At 55.1% G+C, this 16,709-nt stretch carries 17 protein-coding genes and 1 pseudogene; 3 read left to right on the top strand and 15 right to left on the bottom strand.

Features of this window, described 5'->3' with window-relative positions; genetic code table 11:
- From VG99_RS06510 to VG99_RS06500, 3 genes are read left to right on the top strand one after another with little or no spacing between them, the layout of a single operon-like run.
- On the top strand, positions 1-1,440 hold the full coding sequence (locus VG99_RS06510; protein ID WP_044498939.1) for a hypothetical protein: 1,440 nt from the start codon (positions 1-3) through the stop codon (positions 1,438-1,440).
- Positions 1,440-1,802 (top strand): hypothetical protein, encoded by a 363-nt coding sequence (locus VG99_RS06505; RefSeq protein ID WP_044498938.1) that lies wholly within the window; start codon positions 1,440-1,442, stop codon positions 1,800-1,802. Before VG99_RS06510 ends, VG99_RS06505 begins: the two co-directional genes overlap by 1 nt.
- Complete coding sequence (locus VG99_RS06500) at positions 1,799-3,364, top strand: conjugal transfer protein TraG N-terminal domain-containing protein (protein ID WP_044498937.1); 1,566 nt, start codon at positions 1,799-1,801, stop codon at positions 3,362-3,364. The genes VG99_RS06505 and VG99_RS06500 overlap by 4 nt, the downstream gene beginning before the upstream one ends.
- A 25-nt stretch (positions 3,365-3,389) precedes the next feature.
- On the opposite strand, the gene VG99_RS06495 is transcribed toward VG99_RS06500, so the two are convergent.
- From VG99_RS06495 to VG99_RS06435, 15 genes and pseudogenes are all read right to left on the bottom strand, one after another.
- Positions 3,390-3,755: a hypothetical protein gene (locus VG99_RS06495; RefSeq protein ID WP_044498936.1), complete on the bottom strand. Its 366-nt coding sequence runs from the start codon at positions 3,753-3,755 to the stop codon at positions 3,390-3,392.
- 457 nt (positions 3,756-4,212) lie between these two features.
- The gene (locus VG99_RS06490; protein ID WP_044498935.1) at positions 4,213-4,434 is read right to left on the bottom strand and encodes a hypothetical protein; all 222 of its coding nucleotides are present in this window, start codon (positions 4,432-4,434) and stop codon (positions 4,213-4,215) included.
- Positions 4,421-4,645: a hypothetical protein gene (locus VG99_RS16060; protein WP_158023887.1), complete on the bottom strand. Its 225-nt coding sequence runs from the start codon at positions 4,643-4,645 to the stop codon at positions 4,421-4,423. The genes VG99_RS06490 and VG99_RS16060 overlap by 14 nt, the downstream gene beginning before the upstream one ends.
- Positions 4,646-4,668: 23 nt before the next feature.
- The gene (locus VG99_RS06485; protein WP_044498934.1) at positions 4,669-5,520 is read right to left on the bottom strand and encodes a NotI family restriction endonuclease; all 852 of its coding nucleotides are present in this window, start codon (positions 5,518-5,520) and stop codon (positions 4,669-4,671) included.
- Positions 5,517-6,656: a DNA-methyltransferase gene (locus tag VG99_RS15710; protein ID WP_044498933.1), complete on the bottom strand. Its 1,140-nt coding sequence runs from the start codon at positions 6,654-6,656 to the stop codon at positions 5,517-5,519. The genes VG99_RS06485 and VG99_RS15710 overlap by 4 nt, the downstream gene beginning before the upstream one ends.
- A gap of 61 nt (positions 6,657-6,717) precedes the next feature.
- On the bottom strand, positions 6,718-7,284 hold the full coding sequence (locus VG99_RS06475) for a recombinase family protein (RefSeq protein WP_044498932.1): 567 nt from the start codon (positions 7,282-7,284) through the stop codon (positions 6,718-6,720).
- A 273-nt stretch (positions 7,285-7,557) separates the two neighbouring features.
- Positions 7,558-7,776: pseudogene (locus VG99_RS15700) on the bottom strand (tyrosine-type recombinase/integrase); the annotation flags it as partial.
- Positions 7,777-7,881: 105 nt separating this feature from the next.
- A complete protein-coding gene (locus VG99_RS06470) occupies positions 7,882-8,718 on the bottom strand; it encodes an aminoglycoside O-phosphotransferase APH(6)-Id (protein WP_000480968.1) in 837 nt (278 codons plus the stop codon).
- Positions 8,718-9,521 carry an aminoglycoside O-phosphotransferase APH(3'')-Ib gene (gene aph(3'')-Ib, locus VG99_RS06465; RefSeq protein WP_001082319.1) on the bottom strand — a complete coding sequence of 268 codons (804 nt, stop codon included), beginning with the start codon at positions 9,519-9,521 and terminating at the stop codon, positions 8,718-8,720. Before aph(3'')-Ib ends, VG99_RS06470 begins: the two co-directional genes overlap by 1 nt.
- Positions 9,522-9,586: 65 nt before the next feature.
- The gene (locus tag VG99_RS06460; protein ID WP_000904906.1) at positions 9,587-10,201 is read right to left on the bottom strand and encodes a recombinase family protein; all 615 of its coding nucleotides are present in this window, start codon (positions 10,199-10,201) and stop codon (positions 9,587-9,589) included.
- Between the two features lie 78 nt (positions 10,202-10,279).
- Positions 10,280-11,416, bottom strand: coding sequence for a TniQ family protein (locus tag VG99_RS06455; RefSeq protein ID WP_430308200.1), 1,137 nt, complete (start codon positions 11,414-11,416; stop codon positions 10,280-10,282).
- A gap of 50 nt (positions 11,417-11,466) precedes the next feature.
- Positions 11,467-12,375 (bottom strand): TniB family NTP-binding protein, encoded by a 909-nt coding sequence (locus VG99_RS06450; RefSeq protein WP_038612208.1) that lies wholly within the window; start codon positions 12,373-12,375, stop codon positions 11,467-11,469.
- A gap of 2 nt (positions 12,376-12,377) precedes the next feature.
- Positions 12,378-14,060, bottom strand: coding sequence for a Mu transposase C-terminal domain-containing protein (locus VG99_RS06445; protein WP_010791757.1), 1,683 nt, complete (start codon positions 14,058-14,060; stop codon positions 12,378-12,380).
- Between the two features lie 499 nt (positions 14,061-14,559).
- Positions 14,560-15,948: a heavy metal sensor histidine kinase gene (locus VG99_RS06440; RefSeq protein WP_044498925.1), complete on the bottom strand. Its 1,389-nt coding sequence runs from the start codon at positions 15,946-15,948 to the stop codon at positions 14,560-14,562.
- Positions 15,945-16,622 (bottom strand): heavy metal response regulator transcription factor, encoded by a 678-nt coding sequence (locus VG99_RS06435; RefSeq protein WP_044498924.1) that lies wholly within the window; start codon positions 16,620-16,622, stop codon positions 15,945-15,947. Before VG99_RS06435 ends, VG99_RS06440 begins: the two co-directional genes overlap by 4 nt.
- Positions 16,623-16,709: the final 87 nt, after the last annotated feature.

The raw sequence follows: 16,709 nt of genomic DNA, 5'->3' as shown, positions 1-16,709 counted from the left end.
ATGAAGCGCCGAATAACCCTGTTCTGCGCGATAGCGCTACTGGCCTCATGCCTGACTGTCAGCGCAGCGGATGAGGTCTATTACCGCATTGGTGGTGCCAACCCGATTTCCATTGCCGCGTCCTCCGGCATCCCTCAGTCGCCCGCCTTGGTCAACATGGGGGTGCGTTGGAACATGGACGCATCATGCGGCAATTTTGATCTCGGATACTCGGTATCAAATTCACTCAATGGCGTGACCAATACTTTCCAGAATCTGATGGGCAACGTGATTCAGAACGCCCAGGGGGCCGTTGCATCGCTGCCGGCCATGATCATCCAGCGTTCCTACCCACAGCTGTATGAGCTGCTGAGCAACGGGGTGTTGCAGGGCAGGCTGGACTTTGACCGCGGCAAGCTGTCATGCCAGAGCATGGCCGGCCAGATGGGCGACTGGATGATGGGCTCAAGATTGCAGCAGGTCGCTGCGGGTGAGGCCTGGTCAAATGCGGCAGCGAGCACTCGTGACCCCGTCCAGGCTCAGGCACAGGTGGAGCAAACGGCCGGTAATGACGGCGTGACTTGGGTGGGAGGCAGCAAGCGCGGTGGCCAGGGGCAGGAGCCGATCAATGTCGTCACCGATGTTGTGGTGGCTGGTTATAACTTGCTGCATGAGCGTAGCTCCTTGGAAACCCAGCCGATCAGCGGTGGAGGTACCGGCTGGGGAGCTGCACCCACCAACAGCGGCTCTTGGCCTGGTGGTGGCAACCAGGCGGGTAGCGTGGCGACGGCTACCGGGGTCTGCCGGGGTGGCATGTGTACTTTATGGGGCACTCCTGAAGATGCAGCGATCTGGATTACCAAGGTTATTGGCGAAACACGGCTGCAGACCTGTGATAACTGCGAGCGCGGAGCGGGCCGTGCCGGGACTGGTCTGATCAAGGATCTGGAGGAAGAACAGCAAAACATCCTGGATATTCTGACCCAGCTGCTTGCCGGGTCCCTGGAGATCAACCCCGAGAACCTGCGACAGGTATCAGGTGGTGAGGGCTTGGCTGTTTCCCGCGGCGTCATCGAAGCGATCCGGGCGGACCCGGACTCGGAGCTGCTGGCTCACCGGCTGGCAAGCGAAATGGCACTGTCACGTACCTTGATCAAAGCCATGTGGGCCCGGCGCACGTTACTGGCCGGAATGACTGAACCAGCAATAGCCGAGGTTTCGGCCAGCGTGCAGTCACCCATCGCGCCGGCGCTGAACCAGAAGTTCGACTCGCTGGATCGGGATATCGACGCCCTCAAGACAGAACTGGAGATCCGTACTGCGATGGCAAACAACACAGCCATGATCGCGCTTGAGCGCGCAGCTGGCAGATCAGAGGGTGCCAGCCAAGCAGAAACATTCTCGCCTGATTCGCTGTTCGATAGTCGTGGCCGGCCTAAACCCAGCCCGGGAACTCCCTGATGAGTCACAAAGGTAACTTCAAGCGCCTGACCCTGGTTGCGACCATTGCAACTCTGGTCATGCTTACCGTCGGCTTGATGATGGTGTACCTGGGGTCGCGGATGGCCGGCGGAATCGACGGTTATGGGCAGCTACTTAAGTCAGCTGCCCCCGCCTTTCTAGCCTGGCGCTTATTGATGTACGCCCTGCTGGTACTGGCGTGGATGGGCCAACTGCGCAAGCGGGTCGTGCGATGGTTAAAGGAGGATGCGGATGGTGGGGCTGAAAGCCTGGCTCGGTTACATCGCCTGGAGTGCGCCGTCGTAATGCTCGCCGTGGTCGTTGAGATGTACAACCTGTATGCAGCATGGGGCCACACATGAACGCCAACCTGGTTGTCACCGATTACATGGAAGCACCCTTGCTGCTGTTGGCCTGGATCGTCAATAACTCCCTGTGGAATACCCTGATGATGACCGGGCTGGCAGCAGTCCCCTTTATTGCCATGATGGTCTCTGAATGGTTCCGGGCACGCCGGGAAGGCGATGACGAAGGCAACCGGGGTAAGGTGGCAATCAACCGGATTGAGACCGGGCTGTATGCCATGGTGTTGTGTTACGCATTTACGTGCTTGCCCCTGCTCGACGTCTCAATCAACCCAGCCAACAACATTCCTCGGCTCGACGATAGCGGAAACGTCTGCTCCGTCGCGGTGGTCGGGGAAGGTGAATGGGGCAGCGCTACGCTAAATTCGATGGCCGGACAAACCGCAAGCATTCCGCTCTGGTGGGCGTTTGTGCACATCCTGTCGAAGGGGCTGACCAATACAGCTGTTGCGGCAATCCCTTGTACACCTGACTGGCAATCGATCGCTACCGAAGTCGATCTGCAGGAGATCGAGGATCAGGTGCTACAGCTCGAAGTAAGCGAGTTTCAGCTGGCATGTTACGGCGCTGCGCGTAACAAACTGTTCAGAGAACAACCCAACATGGACCGTGCTCTGGCCAAGGAAACCGCATGGCTGGGCTCTCAGCACTTGCTGAATACGCCTGGTTTATACGACTCATTCTATGCGCCTCGACCTATCCAGGGCTTCCCGTATGTCGAGGCGCGTGATTCTGCCAGAAGCAATACCGGCCCGGGACAGCCCGGCTACCCCAGTTGCTCGGAATGGTGGTCAGACAGCGTCCATGGTTTGCGCCAGCGCCTATATGATGAGGTCAATCCCAGCTTGTGGACGAGTATCCAAGCTGCGGTAGGGGTGCACGCCTCTGCCGAAGAGGCCGTCATCAGGCGTATGGTCAGCCCCCGGGAAGGCGCGGCTAACGGCAGGCACCTGCGACCGGTGGCAGGCTATCGGGATATCGGCGGTGGCGGTCGGGTAGAGAATGCCATTGATGCAGTAACAGGCGTCGCTTCTGGCATGGTAGGAAGCGTAGGCGGCGGCGCGTATGTGGCCAAAGGAAAAGCCGGTATGGATATGCTGAAGATGGCGTTGCCTATGGTCCAGGCAGTCCTGGTTATGGCGGTGATTATCCCTTTGCCCTTGATCATGGTCATGTCCGGCTACAGCTTGACTGTCGCCGGCACAGCGACCTTCGGACTGTTTGCCATCTGGTTTCTGACCTTCTGGTGGGAACTGGCCAGGTGGCTCAGCAATAACTTGATTACCATGCTGTACAGCGGCGGCGCTTCAACCACAGGTGCGCTGGAAACGGCATTTGGGATGGCCAACCTGTACGACAAATCGTTGCTGGTCATGATTGAGTGGGCGATGTTCTTGTTGTTACCGATGATCTGGATGGCGGTGATGGCGTGGGCTGGTATCAAGATAGGCAGCCAGCTTGGTCAGCAACTAGAAAAAGGCTCTTCGGGAGCAAAAAGCGCGGGGGACCAGGGTTCTAGTAGCGCGCTGGGAGCCGCCACCAAAGGCAAAGTGCGGTGATCGACGCACTTTGCTTGACCTACTGCTAATCGTCATCGATCTTGATGCCGGCCATATAGTATCCATAGCCCTCATTGCCGTTCATATATCCGTCCTGGAGTTCATCCCCGAATCCGGGAGCAGTGTCTTGATCGGTACGAATGCTTGCCTTAGCTGCCATGACTGCCAGTGCGCTTACCATGGAGAAAGTTGAAACCACCGCTCCTTGCACAAGGCGAACGCCGTTGCTCGTAGGGGGGAGCTGGTGATTTTTCTCTGCAACGGCCTGAGCATCAGCAATAACTTCCCCGAAAATATTGCATGGCTGCCCATCGGCGCGCTGTGGCAGTTCCACTGGGGGACTCGTAGCGGTGAGGTCAGGAATGGGCTCACCGTATATGTTGATGGCCATATCCACCTCCTGGATTATCGAATGGGATCATTCCTCAAAAGGTAGCAGCCAAACCTGTGGGCGTCCAAATCGGCGCTAATCCATTCGGATGGTTGGCCAGCAAAAGGTGTAAAAGGCTATAAGGGAAGGGCAAGACAAGGGGCAAGGGGCTTGCCCAAAAGGGGTAGTGGCGAAAATCCTAAATGGTTGAAATATACGTCTCTTGGCAAGCGTCAGGTCATTTCTGACCCCTGTACTTTCACCTCCCATTTTCGCCACGCTGCAGCTGAGCAGGCAAAGCTACCGACTAAAGCAGAAAATCAGCGGCCACCCATTTTTGCATGGAACGTAGACGTGTATAGCGTGAAGTTTTGATTGATGTACCCCACTCGATTATAAACAAAAGGATAATTCCTTTAATTTACAACCACTTAAAAACAGAAATATTAGCAATGCCATGAAAAATACCATATCCAGCTTAAACAGCCGAAAATGGATTGTTCAGCCGGCGCTCGCGCTCTAGGACAGCAATCTCGCCCGGCTGCGATGCCAGCTCGGTATCACTCATACCCTCCAGCACGTCGCGCAGACGCATCGTGCAGGCAAGGGGCGGCGGCTCGAACTCGTAACCGGCAGCGATCATCTTAACCTCGGCTTCGTCAGTAACAAAGAACGGTTCGCTTTCGTCATGCTGTTTCACGCTGTCTTCTTAACGGCTTCCTTGAATCAGAAAGGAATGCTGCCTCCAACGCGTTAGCCGTTCTTATTGCCTCCACCTTGGCCTTAATCTTGGTCTCCAGAGACTTGATGAACCGGATCGACGCCGCGAGGTGGTTAACGATCAACAGGCCCAGACTCATCCCAAGCAATCTCCCCAGTTTTCTCCTCTCGCTTCCCGTGACATCAGACACCAATCATCCATTAATTTGATGAATCATACCGGCCTGAATAATGTCGCCGAGGAAATTTTTGACTGTAGCGCCTGAATAATCATCTCAAGTTCGACCCGTGCTTCTGCTTGCAACCCCAAGCAAACTCCCATTCCATCCGCATCTGTACTCAAACGAGACGTCATAGAAAGGTGAAGAGAACCTGGATTAGTACGATCTAAACTATAGGCGTGAAAGTGCATAGAATCCCCAATCATCGCAGGGCTTTTTAAATGATCAAACTTAAACTCCTTGCTCATGTAGGAAAGAAGTTTATCCTGAACCACTAGAACTAATTTTTTATTAACATGTTCAAAAGTCTGAACTTTATGATGCATCTGCACAAGAATAGTCTTGGCAGTCATCTTCCAGTTCATGCCATAGGGTTTTTTTAAATTTTCAGCCTCATCACCACGAGGAACACCAAGCTCCCTTAAAAGCCTTTGTCTTTCAGGCCAAACAGTTCCTGTAGTGTCAAGAGTTTGAAGCTCTATACCTACAAAGTCTTTAACCCTACCATTCCTAACCGACACTAAAAAATAGTCAACACTTCCACCTGGAATAGACACTTCAGGAACAATATGCAGCTCATTCCCAGGCTCATGCGTGGTTAGCAAATGAAAGCAGTCAGTAAAAATTTGCCCTCGCTCAATTAATCTTGTCGGACATATCATAACTGGCTCAAGAGGCTTGCCGTACAAAACCGTACAAGTACCAATAGATATTCCAGGATCAGACTTCCTAACCTTATAGCACCGCTTTTCGGAAAAAGGACAGACCTGCCCAGAAATAATCTGACTCCAATTCAAATCACTTCTATCTGTAGCCTTACCAAAAAGCTCCACAACTTTACTCATAGCAGCGCCCCACACCTTTCCTTCGTAATTTCCAAGTAACTCTGTGAAATATCAATCCCGACTGATTTCCGCCCAAGCATATGCGCTGCAACAAGGGTCGTTCCTGTGCCACAGAATGGATCAATAACTACCCCACCCTCTGGGCAAGTCGCAAGCAATGGAATACGACATAGATCAATAGGATATGGCGCAAAATGCGCCTTCCGGCGCTGCGTATCCTCTGGAATAATGTCCCACACATCAAAAGGTTTACTTCCTTTTGGATGATATTTTAAAAAGTAGAAACCTTTATCCCGAAGCTCTTTGGCACGCCCTGAAACTCTTTCCTTATCTGAATGCGTCGCTCGTTGCTGACCACGAATCACCATACGAAAATCAGAAATCACCCCTGCAGAAATATCAGCCAGCATCTTTTCAAGAGCCAAAGTAGCAGCTCTCTTTTCTGATTCAGATAACTCAGTCGACAGTTCTATTTGCCGCTTATACCGAACACCAGACACACCTGTCCCTGACACAACAGCACCATTCACAACTTTTGCCTCTCTTGGCTTAGAGCGAATAGCATCGGCATCATAGTAATAACCTTTGGGCTTTTTAACAAAATGAAAAACATTTTCATGCACATTCCCAAGCCGATCTTTACTATTATCCATCCCACCTTTTATCTTATTCCACACCACACTATTACGAAGAATCCATCCTTGATTATCTGTTAATTCAAAAACTACACGCCACGGAATCCCAACAAGCCCCTTGGCGCTGTAAGTATCTCCCAAATTCAACCAAAAAGAGCCTGTCGACTTAAGAACTCGCTTCAATTCCAAGAAAATCTCTGCTAACGCTGCAACGAATTCTCTATAGTCTCCCTCTAGACCAATCCCACCGCCCTCATACTCTCTTTTCCCCCAGTACGGAGGCGATGTCATAGCAAAGTCAATGGACTCTTCTGGAAGTTTCCGAAGCACATCTAAAGCATCACCAGCCAAGAGAAGTGGGGTGGTAGCGTCGCCATCCAAATAATCAGAGAATGATCTAGCATGATTAGATGTATGAATGCCCGTATCTTGGCTATTGCCAGACATTTCCAGGCTCGTAGAGCTGACAAGACCTACTGCTTTCGTAGCCTCAAAAATCATTCATAAGCTCCGCTTTAATTAATTCAAACCCACACAACTGATTCACTTAACTCCACCCTAATTAGCCAGGCGTAACTACGCCAACATATTTGTATAAAGTAGTTCGGGATACACTATATCGGCGTGCCACCTCTGCCACTTTAATATCTGGATCCCGCAATAGGGCTTTGATCTCTCGCACCTGCTTGTCGTCTAACTTTGGCTTGCGGCCACCGGCCCGGCCACGGGCGCGTGCTGCTGCCAGCCCGGCCCGCGTCCGCTCACGGATCAAGCTGCGCTCGAACTCGGCCAGCGCCGCGAACACATGAAATTGCAACTTGCCCGATGCACTGCCTGTCTCGATTTTCTCGGTCAGGCTTTCAAAATACACGCCGCACTGCTCAAGCTCGGCCACGATCTGCACTAGATCTGGCAGGCTGCGCCCGAGGCGATCTAGCCGCCATACCACGAGGGTATCTCCGGCCCGCAGTGCCTTACGGCATTGCTCAAGCTCCGGGCGTAACGCACTCTTTCCGCTGGCCGCTTCCTCATAGATCACGCTGCACCCGGCCTGCTGGAGCGCGTCGCGCTGCAGGTCTAGGTGCTGATCATCGGTCGATACGCGAGCGTACCCTATACGTTGATTCATGAACTAAACCAGGACATTGAAAACTTGACGGATATATTAACACCCATGAACGACCTTAACGACGGAAAATTTGTCGTTTTCAGAAGACGGCTGCACTGAACGTCAGAAGCCGACTGCACTATAGCAGCGGAGGGGTTGGATCCATCAGGCAACGACGGGCTGCTGCCGGCCATCAGCGGACGCAGGGAGGACTTTCCGCAACCGGCCGTTCGATGCGGCACCGATGGCCTTCGCGCAGGGGTAGTGAATCCGCCAGGATTGACTTGCGCTGCCCTACCTCTCACTAGTGAGGGGCGGCAGCGCATCAAGCGGTGAGCGCACTCCGGCACCGCCAACTTTCAGCACATGCGTGTAAATCATCGTCGTAGAGACGTCGGAATGGCCGAGCAGATCCTGCACGGTTCGAATGTCGTAACCGCTGCGGAGCAAGGCCGTCGCGAACGAGTGGCGGAGGGTGTGCGGTGTGGCGGGCTTCGTGATGCCTGCTTGTTGGGGTCGTTTGCGGGAGAGGGCGAAATCCTACGCTAAGGCTTTGGCCAACGATATTCTCCGGTAAGATTGATGTGTTCCCAGGGGATAGGAGAAGTCGCTTGATATCTAGTATGACGTCTGTCGCACCTGCTTGATCGCGGCCGCGATAGCTAGATCGCGTTGCTCCTCTTCTCCATCCGCGTTCCAAGCTGCGGAAAGGCACCCATAAGCGTACGCCTGGTCGAGCAGGCGACGCGGATCGACGTCCAGCGCACGAGAGAATGCGTCCGCCATCTGTGCAATGCGTCTAGGATCGAGACAAAGGTCGTCTCTGTCAGCCGGATCGTAGAACATATTGGCGGCGCCAAAGCCCACTTCACCGACCAGACCGACGGGATCTATCACCAGCCAGCCGCGACTGGAGAACATGATGTTTTCATGATGCAGATCGCCATGTAGCCCACGCAGTTCCGAGGCATTGCTCATCATTTGATCGGCTATAATCGCCGCGTGGACGTAGTCAGTTTGACAACCTGCGTTTTGATCATCGCGCGCCCGCTGAAACAAAGCTGCAAAGCGATCCCGGATCGGGAGAAGGGCAGAAGGCAGGGGTTCCTCAGATGCGGCATACAGCTTCGCCATTAGTTCCGCTGCAATTTCGGTCGCCTGGTAGTCGCCGTGCTCGGCAACGATGTGAGAGAGCATTCGCTCCCCGGCATATTCGAGCAACATCAGATTGTTCTCACGACCGAGCAACCGGACTGCTCCCCTCCCATTGCGCCATACCAGATAGTCGGCCCCGCGCAGTTCATCAGCAATGTCTTCTATAGGTTTCAATCCCTTGACGATTGCAGGAGTCCCGTCTGGCAATGAAACTTTCCAAACGAGGCTGGAAAAGGTGTCCGCAATGAGAACAGGTTGCGAAACGTGCCAATGAGCAGGAAAAACAGGCGGCATGAACATCAACCCCAAGTCAGAGGGTCCAATCGCAGATAGAAGGCAAGGCGTTCGCGGTCGGGGGCTTCGATCCCCAATACATTGAATAGGACAGCGAAGGCGCGCTCTGCTTCATCTGGCGCTGCCCAGTTCTCTTCGGCGTTAGCAATCATGAGTGCCAAATCGGCATAGCGATCTGCTGTTCCGAGCCGCCCAAGGTCGATCAGACCCGTGCATTGAAGAGTTTTAGGGTCCACCATGAAGTTCGGCATGCAGGGATCACCATGGCAAACAACCATATCGGTGCGCTCTTGGTCGAGCCGCACCGGTAGCTCTCGTTCGACACGAGCCAAAAGATCGAGCTGCGGCGTACTCTTGTCCTCGTCCGGTAAGAAGTCGGGATTGACGGCATTGCGGGACACCACATCAACGGCGCGTCCGAACATTCGCGACAGCCTGCGCTCAAACGGACATTGATCAACCGATAGGCTGTGAACAGCGCCAAGTTGCTGCCCCATTGACGGCCACGCTTTGAGCAAATCCGCTCCAGACAGATCAGCCGCCGGTACTCCCGGAATTGCCGTTATCACCAAGCATGCACCCTCCTGTTCCTCCTGCCAGTTGATCACCTCGGGGCAAGCCACACCTCGACCTTTGAGCCAAATGAGGCGGTCACGCTCTCCAGCGAGCTCACCGCGGCGGGAAGCAGGTGCGATTTTCGCGAAGGCATGCCCGTCACCACGTCGAAAAACAAAATCACCAGATTCTCCGCCTCTGACAGGCAACCAGTCAGAATGCGATTCACCAAAAAAAATATTAGTTCGATTCAATGGAGGTTCCTTCAGTTTTCTGATGAAGCGCGGAGGTGGCTCAACCTGCGAAAAGAAACGAGTTGCTACGTAAGTCCGAGAACATGCTTTCCATGGTCTCTGAGCTCGCCTTTGGGACCGACATATCGGTAGAGAGTGACGCGCTCGATGCCGAGTTCCTTGCAGAGATCGGAAACTGAAGTATCGCGCTGGGCCATGGCGGCTTGCGCGAGACGCACCTGAGCTTTGGTGAGCGCGAATTTTCGTCCGCCCTTGCGACCGCGCGCTCTCGCGGAGGCGAGACCCGCCATGGTGCGCTCTCGGATCAGATCCCGCTCGAACTCGGCCAAGGTGGCGAAGATTCCGAACACCATGCGACCGGACGCAGTCGTGGTGTCGATCTGAGCGCCCTTTCCAGTCAGAACCCGCAGGCCGATCTTGCGGTCTGACAGCTCCTTCACCGTGTTGACCAGATGGGCAAGCGATCGTCCGAGGCGATCGAGCTTCCAGACCACCAGCACATCGCCGTCACGCAATGACTTGAGGCAGGCAGTCAAGCCAGGGCGATCATCACGACCGCCGGAAGCAAGATCATCATAGATATTGTCCCGTTCGACACCTGCGGCGCGCAAGGCGTCGTGCTGCAGGTCGAGAGACTGCGAGCCATCGGCTTTGGAGACGCGGGCATATCCGATCAGCATGTATCACAAACGTTCGATTATGTGACAGTGTGCGCCGGAAAGTTCTGGTCGTCAAAATTTGTCACTTAACCCGTCACTCTATCTAAGACATGCAAAGGGTCCATCAGGCTCGTAATGTGACAGAAATTCCGGAGGGATGCCTTCCTTTGCAAAGGTGGCGCGCAACTGTTCCTGGGAAGCGGGGTCGCGCCGACCATAGGAAGCCAACGCGAACAGCGAGCGAGCCGTCTCGGGGTTGTGCCGCGCTTCAATGATCGCCTCATTGATAGCCTGGACCGCCCGTTGCCAGTGATCGACGGGTTCGGGCTTCGGCGTTTTCGCCGACAGGCCACTGGTGAAACCGGTTTGGGGTTCGGACCAGAACAGCTTTGCATGCTCGCCCGGCGGGCTTATATCCCTCACCTCAATCAAGCTGATTGCCGTTGCCGCCGCCTCCAGCATCTGCAACCGTACTGCCGGGTTCAGGGTTTCATACGGTCGCCACAGACTTTGCCCAGCACGCAGCGGATGCCCGCAGCCTTCCCAGACTTGGCGGAGATACCCCGCGCAGGTTCCGCACGTCGAAAGCGGGGTGTTCAGCTCATCGAGCAGCGTGCGTAGTAGCCGAAACCACAATCCAGCGTGGATGCGTCGGCGCGGCAGCTCCACATGGCCGGTCGTCAGTGCCTGCCAGGTGCGCCGGTCCATCACCGCAATCGCGTCGCTGGCGGTGCGCGGCGCAGTGTCGGCGTTCTCCCAGCCGAGAAACCGCCCAGGCACGCCCCAATAGGATTCCAGCCAGCAGCCATGCAGCGGGCAGCTCAGCATCAGGGGCAGCTTCCATGCAAGCAGTACGGCTTGGTTTGCCGGGTCGTTCAGACAGAGCGGGCAGGCGCGATGTATCGGCTGGCTGGGCAGCCAGGCACGCCAGCTCGTGATGGATCGCGTCCTACGGCGGAGTTTCGGCAGCAGCACCGAGAGCTGGAACGCATAGGTTTCCAATGCGTCTGGAATCTGATCATCAAGGCTGTCCAGTAGCCAAGGCACCCAGCCGGCGAAACTCATGCAACGCAGCCGGTCCGGCTCGATGCCGCTCCGCTGGGAGAGCATCGCCAGCAGCGCCAGTGGTGGCGCGGTGTCCAGGTCATCAACCTGGCCGTGACCAAGATCGTGCTCCAGCAGCTCGGACACCTCCATGTGATAGCAAAGGGCCACGCGGTTGAGCCACGAAGACAAGGCTTCGCCTTCCCTGGGAGCCGGATGCAGTGGCCAGTGTGGCGCTGGCTTCACATCAGTTCCCGCTCGAATTGCCGCCGCCGCTCACTGGGACCGGTGTAATCGGCCATGCTGAGCGTGCGATGGTTGATCGCTTCCTCACCGCTCTCCACGGCAGCGACGGCCGCCGCCATCAACAGGTGCGCCAGCTCGCCGATGGTGCCCTCGCTGCGCGTGAGCAGGTAGCGGGCCATATCCAGCGTGGCAATCGACGAGGGTCGCCGCAGCGGGAGTGAAGCCGCGAAGCTGGCCAGCAGTGAGCAGCAATCGTCGTTGGCCTCCCACACCGGCAGCATCATCGGCTCGAAGCGGTTTTCCAACTGGTCGTCCGAGCGGATCGCCAAGTAGGCATCGCGTGTGCCGACCCCGACCAGCGGGATGCGCAGCTCGTTGCCGAGGAAACGCAACAGATTGAGGAATTCCCGGCGGTTGACGCTGTTGCCGGCCAGGACGTTGTGCAACTCGTCGATCACCAGCATGCGCACGCCGACCTTGCGCAGCAGTGCCAGCGCCAATTGCTCCATTTCCGGCAGCCGTGGGCGCGGGCGCAATGGCGCGCCCATCGCGGCAAGTAGCGCGATGTAGAAGCGGATCACCGACGGCTCGGACGGCATCTGCACAACCAACACTGGGATGTGCTCCTGGTCGGCGTCGGAGCTGGCCGGATGGGTGCGGCGGAATTTCTCGACGATCATCGACTTGCCGTTGTTGGTTGGACCGACCAACAGCAGGTTGGGCATGCGTTGTTTGTTCGGCCACGCATACAGGGCTTCCAGCCGATTCAGCGCCTCGACTGCTCGCGGATAGCCGATCCAGCGGTCAGCGCGAAGGCGATGGATGCGTTCGTCCGCCGGAAGACGGGCCAAGCCCTGGGCCACCGGCATCAGGTGGGACAAGTCGATGATGGGATATTCTTCCACGGCTACCACTCCTCAATCTGGTCGAACGGTTTGGCAGGTGGCTGGTTGTCTGCCTGCGGGTCAGCCATGTCCGCGTCCGGTGGTGGCGTGGTTTTGAAAAGAACTGCCGTTGCCTTGAGATGCTGGCGTCGATCCGCGTCGCGCCGCGCCTTGCGCGTAGCTTTCTGCGCGGTGGACACGATTTCGCGCATCTGGCCGATCATGCGAAACAGCGCCGACTCATCCACCTGTTCGCGCCCTTGCTGCCGCAATTTCGCCAGCGCCTGTCGTTGTTCCCAGAGGGTGACAGCCGGGTGCGACAAGGTGCGGTATGGAATTTCCAGATAGTGCTGCCCCTCCGGCTCCAGCACCCAAATGCGGCTGATGTCGCGCGGGTCGCGCCGGATCAGGAACGCAGGCAAGCGGTCGCGCCGAGCTATCCACGGCTTGAGCGCATCGGCGTAGTAATGGATGTGGTCGATGACGAAGCCGGTGCGGGTCAGCGTGCGGCGGATGATGGGCAGAAAATCGACCAGAAAAGCCGTGGTGCGAGTGATGACGGTTGGCACGCCGGTCCGCGCGATAGCTTCGGCCCAGCGCGCTGCCGGCGGCTGGAGCAGGCCGTTGTGCACGGAGCCGTGGTAGGTGCCGACCGCCAATGTGAGCCAGCGCTCCAGCTCACGCAGCGTCAGGGCGGCCTTGTTTTCGGAATCGTAGTCGCCGCGCTGGTCAGGGTTGGAGAAGGTCGTCCCTGGCAATTCGTCGTGGATCATCTGCATCGCCGTGCCGATGATCCGTTCCACGATGCCGCCGTAGTGCGGCTGCCCGAGCGGGCGATAGTCAAGCCGGATGCCATGCTGCTCGCAGCCTCGGCGTAGCGCTTCGCTCTTGAACTCGGCCGCGTTGTCCAGGTAGAGCAGCCTGGGCTTGCCGCTCATCGGCCACTCCATTTCTATGTTCAGACCCTCCAGCCAGGGACGCTTGTCGCAGGCGACATGCACAAGGCACAGGCCGACCGAAACAGATGACGGCGCTTCCAGCGTGACGACCATGCCGAGCACGCAGCGGGTAAACACGTCGATGGCGATGGTCAGATACGGACGGCCAATCGGTTGCCGGTCGCGCTCGTCCACCACGATCAGGTCGATGACCGTGTGATCAATCTGCACTTGTTCCAGTGGCGCGGTCACGGCGGGAGGCTCACCACCGACACCTTGCAGGCTGCGGGACGCATCCTGACCTTCCCGGCGGCGAGTGGCCTTGAGCGGATCGAGGCCGGCGATCCGCAGAGCCACGGTGTTGCGCGCCGGCGCCCGCAGCTTTTGCGCTTTGCAAGCCTGCGCGACCTCGCGGTGGAACGCTGCCAGGCTACGCTTCTGCTTGGTCAGGAAGCGCTTTTGCAGCAACTCGCGGATGATGCGCTCAACTGATTCCGGCAAGCGTCCCTTGCCTTTTCCGCCGCCGGATCGGCTGCGAGCCAGGTCCGTCACAAGCCCAGCACCTTGCCGGGCACGGCGGATTAGGACATACACCTGCCGCCTGGACAGGCCAAGCGCGTGAGCAGCGGCATCGGCGGCTTCATGCCCGACCACATCAAGCGCTGCCAGCGGCCCGATGATTTCCGCCCGTTGCCGGGCCTGCGCCCAAGCCGCATCGGGCAGGGTGGCCACGCCTTGCTCGGCAATCAATGATGTGTCTGACGCCATGCTCACACCTCGCTTTGGTGCACACGAGTATTGAGCATAGTCGAGATTGGTGCAGATGACTTCTGATATTGCGTTGTCAGGAGTCGCCTGCACATCTGGCGTTACGCCCCGTCAATTGGTGCAGTCGTCTTCTGAAAATGACAGGAACGGCACCACTGACATGGGGGATCTCGATGTTGTTGTGCGGCTTACTGTTTGCAACGGTAGACGGAGCTGGCAGGTTAACCGGAAGGAACGCTGGAATCGACGTGAGCGCATTATCGGTTCGGCGTGACTCACTGATCCAGCGTCGCACCAGATTGGCGTGGAGGCCGTTATCCAGCGCAACGCGTGAGACGGAGGCTCCCGGTTCATTGCAAGTGGCGACGACGTTTTTGACAAGGCTTGGTTACGCTTACAGTGCTCATATTAAGTGTCCACTAGAAAATAAGTGGACACTATCCTGACGCCGGAGACGACAGGCTCAAGACGGGATTACCGGACGCTTACGGAAAAGGCACTAAATATCTTTTGGGAAAAACAACGTAAAGACGGTCGACTCTCCTGGAATACTGGCAACCGTAACCATTCCTTCATGTAAGTCCATGATTGCTCTTACTATAGACAGTCCGAGACCAGTACCAACAAGCTGGCGGGAGCGGCTAGAGGGAACACGATAGAATCTGTCAAATATCCGTGTCATATGCTCTGCAGCTATTCCCTCGCCGCTGTTTCGTACAGCTATAATGGCATAATCTTTATTTTCGCTTAGCTCCAAGCTTATTATGCTTCGAGAAGAGCTGTGTCGAATAGCGTTCGATAAGAGATTGTAAATAGCTCTTTGCATCATCAAGCTGTCTGCTTTAGTGTGGGCATCACCCACTACCTCAAGAGATATATTTTTCTCTTGGGCTTCGTCTAAAAACAAATCAACCACTTTGACAACCTCCTCGCGAAGATTAATAGAAGCAAGGGTCAAAGAGAGAGTTGGGCTGTTGGCGGAAACAATAAACAACATCTGCGATATCACTTGCGATATGCGCTCAAGCTCTTCCGCACAGCTTTCGAGCGCCTGTTTGTATATTTCAGGAGTTCGCGCTCTGGACAGCGTCACCTGTACTTTCCCTAAAATATTATTGAGTGGAGAGCGCAACTCATGTGCGAGATCATCAGAGAACTGCAGTAATTTTTGAATATCCCTATCTAATCGCTCCAGCATAAAATTTATCGCGTGCGCAGAATTTTTCAGCTCCTCAGGAAAAGTCGTAAAATCTATACGATGATCAAGATCGTGAGCAGAGATTCGAGCGGCAATCGCACTAAATTTATATAAAGGGGATAATCCATGGCGGACTAGCCACCATCCACATCCACCCACAAGAATCAAAATAAGTGGAAGAGATAAGATGGTAGATTTTATGTAGGACTTTAATAGAACCGCATCACTTTCACGCTCCAACAGCAAAGTGACTACTATCTCATTGCCGTCAGCCAGCCTAATCACCTTACTCATGCCGAGTATAGCGTAGCCTGTGGGTGGAAAATATTCCTCGTACCCAGAGGTATATTTAGCGATATTCGAGAATACCTTAATAGCCGCCTCATTTCCCACACTCAATATAGGAGCACCTGGATGCTCTGCATTCCTAACAATTAATGCAAGATAATCGTGCCCAATAACATAATCGTTCAATATGTGTGGAGTCAATATAACTTCGGATTTCGCACTATAGCTTTCCAAAAGGCCATGTTCTATTTGGTTTAGCTTTTCGCTTAAGGAGCCACGTGCTCGGATGTCAAGTTGCCGGCCAATTTCGAAATAGGTGAAAGCGACTATCAAAAGCACCACGATCACACCCATGAGGCCTACTGCAATACCTAGGCGGGTCGATAAACGTTTCGGCCTCATGCTCTCGACTCTAAAACATAGCCCACACCACGCAACGTATGTATCAACTTGCGATCAAACGGGTCATCAATTTTTGCACGAAGCCGTCGAATCGCTACTTCGACAACATTGGTATCACAATCGAAGTTTATGTCCCATACCGTTGATACTATCTGCGTGCGTGTAAGAACTTCACCAGCGTGTCGCATCAAAAAATGCAGAAGAGTGAACTCCTTGGCTGTCAGGTCGATACGCTTTCCCGCACGCACCGCTCTATGGCGCCCTTGGTCTAGTTGCAAGTCATCAACTACAAGCACATCCGGGGAGAGAGGGCTACTATCAGTTCGGCGGATCAAGGTTTTTATTCTGGCTAGTAGCTCAGGAAACTGAAAAGGTTTGACTATATAATCATCTGCCCCTAGATCGAGACCGCGCACCTTCTCTTCAAGGCGGCCTCGTGCCGACACTATGATTATCCCCGCCCCTTTATGCTCTCTAATCTTTTTAAGAACATCCCATCCTTCCATTTCAGGGAGATTAATATCCAATATGATTACTTCATAATTATAAGTCAATGCTAGATGACAGCCGTTCACGCCGTTATTGGAAACATCTACGACATAACCACTCTCAGTCAATCCTTGACGCATATAGTCAGCAGTTTTTACTTCATCCTCAATAAGGAGAATCCGCATCATTCTTTTCCATACAGGTCTGGAGGGTGACGGATGACATTGGTATTCACGCATGATCGCGATAGGCAAGTAATCGAAGTGCGTTGA

The sequence above is a fragment of the Pseudomonas saudimassiliensis genome, assembly GCF_000939975.1.
GTDB classification, from domain to species: Bacteria; Pseudomonadota; Gammaproteobacteria; order Pseudomonadales; family Pseudomonadaceae; genus Halopseudomonas; species Halopseudomonas saudimassiliensis.
This window is presented reverse-complemented; position numbering and strand designations above follow the sequence as displayed.